Below are 4,422 nucleotides of genomic sequence, written 5' to 3' on the forward strand. Positions count from 1 at the left end.
AGGATTTCCTCTGGATGGCCGGGCTCGGCGGCTAGCAGGGCGCCCGCCGCCGGCGAGGTCTGGACGCCGTAGCCGCCGAGCCCGGCCATCCAGAGGAAATCCGGCGCGTCGGGCGCCGGGCCGATCACGGGCACGTCGTCCGGGACGGAGGTCCGCAGCCCGGCCCAGGGCTGGTGGACGCGACGGATGTCCAGTGTGGTCGCCGCCTGCACCCGGTCGGCGCCGATCGCCACGTCGAGGTCGTCGGGGCGGGCGTCGCCCGGCGGCACGGGAGTGGTGTCGCACGGGGAGACCAGCAGGCGCCCCGACTCCGGCTTGAAGTAGAAGGTGCCGTCGACGTCGTTGACCATCGGCCAGTCCCCCGCCGGGACACCGGCCGGCGCGTCCACCAGGAAGGCGGTGCGCCGCAGGGGCGTCAACCCCACCGGTCGTACGCCGGCCGCCGTCGCGACCTCGTCGGCCCAGGCGCCTGCCGCGTTGACGACGACCCGGGCGGTGAACTCGCCGGCGTCCGTGTCCACCTGCCAACCGTCGCCGCCGCGCCGCAGCCGGCGTACCCGCGCGCCGCACACGACCCGGCCGCCGGCCGCCCGGATGCCGCGCAGGTAGCCCTGGTGCAGCGCGGCGACGTCGAGGTCCCGCACGGCCGGTTTCACCATCGCCCGCCGGCACCACTGCGGCCGTACGACGGGGCAGTGCCGGGGCAGGTCGGCGACGTCGATTTCGCGGGCCGGCGGGTCCACCTCGGCCCCGTCGCGCAGCGCCGCCTCGAAGGCGTCCTCGCTGCCCGGTGGGCAGAGGCTGAGCGTGCCGCGCGGGGTGAGCAGCGGGTGCTCGGCGAACCCCGGCGGCGGCGCGGTGAGGAAGCCCCGGCTGGCCCGGGTCAGCGCGCGCACCGCCGGCCCGCCGTAGTACTCGGAGAACACGGCGGCCGAGCGGCCGGTGGAGTGCTGGCCGGGGACCTGCTCCATCTCCAGCAGCACCACGGTCCCGTACGCGGCGAGGTGGTGTCCGGCGCTGGCGCCCGCGATTCCGCCGCCGATGACCAGATAGTCGATCATCGATTGAACGGTAGTCGGCGAGCCCTGCGCGGACAAGGCCCGCCGAACATCGATCTTCCCGCCGCAGCCGCAGCCGCAGCCGCAGCCGCAGCCGCAGCCGCAGCCGCAGCCGCAGCCGCAGCCGCAGCCCTGGCCCCAGCCGCGGCCGCAGCCGGAGTTCACGGCCGCGGCCGCAGGTGAGCCGTGCGGCCCGCCGGTGCGACGGGCCGCGCGGGTCAGGGGCCGCAGTAGAGCAGACGGTTCGGCGTGCCGCTGACCACGCCCGTCACCACTCCCGTCGTCGCCCTGCCGACCAGGTACGCGGCCACCTGCGCCGGGCTCCAGGTCGGATTGGCCGAGAGGGCGAGCGCGGCGCAGCCGGTGACGTGCGCGGCGGCCATCGAGCTGCCGCTGATGGTGGTCACCGCCGCGTCGCCGGTGTGCCAGGTGGAGGTGATGTTGGCGCCGGGGGCGAACAGGTCGATGCAGCTGCCGTGGTTGCCGCTCGGCATCCGGGCGTCGGTGCTGGTGGTGCCCGCCACGGTGAGCGCCGCCGCGACCCGCGCCGGCGAGAAGTTGCAGGCGTTGGCGTTCGAGCTGCCCGCCGTGACGGAGTAGGTCACCCCGGACGAGATCGACCGGTTCACCGCGGCGTCCAGCGCCGTGCTGGCGCCGCCGCCGAGTGCCAGGAGCGCCACCGCAGGCCGCACGGCGTTCGCGGTGACCCAGTCCACCCCGGCGATCACCTGGGAGAAGGTGCCGCTGCCGGCGCAGTTGAGCACCCGTACCGGCCGCAGCCGGATCTCCTTCGCCACCCCGTGCAGGGTGCCGCCGATGGTGCCGGCGAGGTGGGTGCCGTGGCCGTTGCAGTCGTCCGCCGGGCCGCCGTCGACGAGGTCGACGCCGCCGCCGGCCCGGACGCCGAAGTCGCCGTGCGTACTCCGGATGCCGGTGTCGATGACGTACGCGTGCACGTTGTGCGCGGTGTTCGGGTAGGCGTACCGGCCGTCGAGCGGGAGGTTGCGCTGGTCGATGCGGTCCAGGCCCCACGACGGCGGGTTGAGCTGTACGCCCGGCCCGACGAGGGTCACCACCCGGTCCCGCTCCACGTACGCCACGGCCGGGTCGGCGGCGAGCCGCCGGGCGGCCCGCTCCGGCAGGTGCGCCACGAATCCGTTGAGCGCGTGCCCGTAGACGCGGTCGACGGTGGCCCCGTAGCGGTCGGCCAGCCGCCCGGCGGCGTCCGTGACGGTGGCCCGCCGGTCGTCGGCGCGTCCGATGGCGTCGTCCCTGAGCACGACGACGTATCCGTCGGTCACCGCGTTCGGGGCGTCGGCGTGCAGGATCTCGCCGGTGGCCGGGGTGGCCGCCGCGGGGGTGCCCATCGCGGCGACGACCGCGGCGGCGGCGAGTACGCCCACCGCGCGGGCCCGCCATCGCCGGGTACGGGGAAGTGTCATCTGCCGGTCCTCCTCCTGTCGGCCCCGCGCCGGCTCGTGACCGGACGCGGAGCAGCCTGGCCGTTGAGAGGAGGCTATCGGCTATATAGATCCATCTGAATGCCTGTCGGGGTGTCGGCTACCCGGCGAACCGGTAGAGCACGAATCCGTACGGGGACTCCGCCCCGGCGTCCCCGCTCTGCCTGCCGGCACCGCAGGCGATCACGCTGGTGTTCCACGAGCACGTGTCGCTGCGTACGTCCGCCAGCTGGCCCAGCTCGGCCACCTCACCCGAGCCCACCGACAGCCCGGCGACGCTGCGGTCGTCCTCGACCGAGCTGGGCGGGTCGGCGAGGAGCAGCAGGTTGCCCGCGTCGAGCCGGACCGCCACCCCGCGACGGTCGGAGAGCACGGCGCGACCGTCGGGGCCGAACAGCGTGCCGGCCGACTCCGGGGAGGTCCGCCGGGCGAGCAGGTGCTCGCCGAGCGGCACGAGCCGGGTCGCCCGGGGCGCCTTCCACTTGCTCACCTTCTCCTCGGTGGCCGCCACGACCTCGGTGGTCTCGTCGTCGCCGCCGGTCACCTCCAGCAGGCACGCCCGCCGCTCGCCGCAGGGCACCAGGGCCTCCGGCCGGCGCTTGTCGTCCTCGGCCGTGTACAGCACCTTCGGCTGGGCGTCGCTCGTCAGGTCGTACGCGAGCAGCTGGTAACCGGCGTCGTCGCGGGCCACGTAGAGGCGGTCCTCGTGCGCCACCACCAGGTCGTCGTGGTCGGCCACCCCGGCGCGGGTGCGGACCACCTGGCCGCTGCCCATGTCGACCAGTCGGACGGACCGGTCCGCGCCCACCTGCACGATCCGGTTGACCTCGCCGCGCCAGGGATCGCGCGGGGAGCCGTCGAGGAAGGCCGGGCCGCCCAGGGCCTTGTCGGTGGTGACCGGGTGGACGCTGGTGCGGGTGTTGTCGTACTCGTCGCGCGGGCTGGGCTGCGACCAGACCTCCCCGCCGTCGCCCAGGCGCAGCCCGACGAGCCGCTTCCCGGCGCGGTCCACCTGCACCGCGACGCCGTCGCCGAAGATCACGTCGTCGTTGCCCAGGATCGACCGGCGCCACCGCTGGTCGCCGGAGGCGCCGTCGAGCAGCACGAGGTCCCGGGGGGTGTCGTCGCCGATCGCGTCGGCGAAGACCGCGACCGCGCCGGGCAGGGCGACGATCCCCTTCCACCGGTCGGAGGACACCGCGGTCTGCTTCCGCCACTTCACCGCGCCGGTGCCGGCGTCGACCGACACCACCTCCAGCCGCCCGTCGCCGAGCGGATACCCGAGATAGGCCCGCTGCCCGAGGACCGCGGTGAACATGTCCGCCGGTCGTTCCGTGCCGGCGGGCACCCGGGTCAGCTGGTCGACGGTCCGGAACTCCAGGGCGGGGTAGCGGTCGCGGGTCAGGTACAGCACCGCCGCCGTCGCCACGCCGGCGAGCGCCAACACGGCGGCGAGCGAGACCCACAGCGCCCGGCGTCGGGGGAGCGCCGGCCGACTCCGGCCGCCGCCGGGCGACGCCGACACGGGCGTGCCGGAGACGGGTACGCCCGGCCACACCCCCGCAGGACCACCCTGGGGTACGCCCGGCGGCGCGTAGGGTGCCGCGCCGCCCGCCGGTGCGCCCGAGGCCGGGACTGCGGCCGGAGTCCCCGGCGGTGCGTACGGTGCCGAGCCTTCGGCCGGTGCGCCCGACGAGCCAGCGGCCGGCGCCCACGGCGGTGCGAACGGTGACTGGCCCGCTCCCGGCGGTGCGAACGGTGCCGGGCCCGCGCCCGGTGGTGCGAACGGGTCGGCCGGTGACGGTGCGGCGGGCACGGTCGGGGCGGTCGGCGGCCCGGCGACCATGGTCGGCGTCAGCCCGGCGGGCAGGGCCGGCGTGACGCCCTCCGGTCCGGCGACGGCG

2 protein-coding genes and 1 pseudogene are annotated in these 4,422 nt (G+C 76.0%); all 3 read right to left on the reverse strand.

Going from position 1 to position 4,422, the window contains the following annotated elements:
- A partial coding sequence (locus F6X68_RS31015; protein ID WP_151457580.1) for an FAD-binding oxidoreductase occupies window positions 1–1,061 on the reverse strand: 1,061 nt, incomplete at its 3' end.
- 215 nt (window positions 1,062–1,276) lie between these two features.
- A complete protein-coding gene (locus F6X68_RS31020) occupies window positions 1,277–2,500 on the reverse strand; it encodes a S8 family peptidase (RefSeq protein WP_151457581.1) in 1,224 nt (407 codons plus the stop codon).
- A 118-nt stretch (window positions 2,501–2,618) separates the two neighbouring features.
- A pseudogene (locus tag F6X68_RS31025) lies at window positions 2,619–4,422 on the reverse strand (PQQ-binding-like beta-propeller repeat protein); the annotation flags it as partial.

The sequence above is a fragment of the Micromonospora sp. AMSO12t genome (assembly GCF_008806585.1).
GTDB lineage: Bacteria > Actinomycetota > Actinomycetes > Mycobacteriales > Micromonosporaceae > Micromonospora > Micromonospora reichwaldensis.

Coding starts and splice junctions, on each gene's coding strand:
- F6X68_RS31020 (WP_151457581.1), bottom strand. CDS start 2,500: ATGACACTTCCCCGTACCCGGCGATGGCGGGCCCGCGCGGTGGGCGTA.